This is a genomic window from Candidatus Magnetobacterium casense, assembly GCF_019173545.1.
Lineage (GTDB): Bacteria > Nitrospirota > Thermodesulfovibrionia > Thermodesulfovibrionales > Magnetobacteriaceae > Magnetobacterium > Magnetobacterium cryptolimnobacter.
The window spans coordinates 1-1,154 of sequence record NZ_JABXWD010000749.1 but is presented as its reverse complement, the minus strand read 5'-3'; the positions used below and the strand labels follow the sequence as shown (position 1 = coordinate 1,154).

The 1,154-nt window shown below is 53.1% G+C and carries 1 protein-coding gene; it reads left to right on the top strand.

Going from position 1 to position 1,154, the window contains the following annotated elements:
- Positions 1–1,154 (top strand): GAF domain-containing protein (locus tag HWQ67_RS19255; protein WP_218254313.1); only part of this gene is annotated, 1,154 nt, incomplete at both ends.

The window sequence follows — 1,154 nt, the reverse complement described above, 5'->3', positions numbered from 1 at the left end:
CCGAAGAACTCTCCTCTATGGGGATCAGTGCATCCCTGAGGAGACCCCTCAACGTACACGAGGTCAGGGTCGTCGTCAGCAACACGATAGAACTCAAACGCTTGCAAAGAGAACTGCAAAAGGAAATTGACGGTCGCAGACGAACCGAACATGCCCTCTGTGAACTCAGACAACACCACGACGTCTCACTGGACGCCATCAGGGATATGCAGACCATCTTTGACAACATCCCGCTGGGGGTTGCCTACCTCGACAAGGACTTCAGGTTCCTGAAAATCAACGCATTCCTGGAGAAGATGCTCGGGACAAATAGCGCCGACCTCGAAGGTAAGACCTGCTATGACACGGTCGGGGAGTTCGCAATAAGCACAACAAAAAGCGGCCCGGAAAAAATTTGCAGCTTCTGCAAAAAGGACGAATGCTTCACCAATAAGACGCAAACCGTCATAGAACGCCCAATGGGTGACATGATACTCAGGGTTACGACGATCCCCGAAGTTGACGCCAACGGTAACATCTACCGGTTCCTGGAGATCATCGAGGACATCACCATGCCCAAGTACACCGAAGACAAGATGGTCAGGACGTACCAGATACAGAGCGTGGTGGGGGCGATCCTCCAGATATCGCTGGAACCCGTTTCGCTCAGGGAACAGTTAGAGCGTATCCTTGACCTGATCTTTTCCATCCCCAGTCTGTCTCTGAAGTCCAAGGGGGCCATCTTCATAGCCACCCCCGGCGCCGATGAACTGACCATCAAGGCATCACACGGGTTTAACCCTGCCCAGGTAGAGGCCTGTTCAACCGTTCCCTTTGGCACCTGCCTGTGTGGCCTGGCCGCACAGAGGCGTGAGATCGTATATGCCCCCTCTATCGATGAACGACACACAATAGAGGTTGACGCCTTTATCCCTCATGGTCATTACTGTGTGCCGATCATGAATAAGGGTCATATCCTCGGAGTCATTAACCTCTACATTGCCCCGGGACACGTCAGGGACACGGCGGAGGAGGAGTTCCTGTCAATAGTGGCCAATACCATAGCCGGCGTGATTGTGCGTAAAATGGTCGAGGAAAACCTCATAGACCAGGAGGAGATACTGAGATCCGTTGTGCAATCGACCAAGGACGCCATCGTGACAATTGACGGCAGC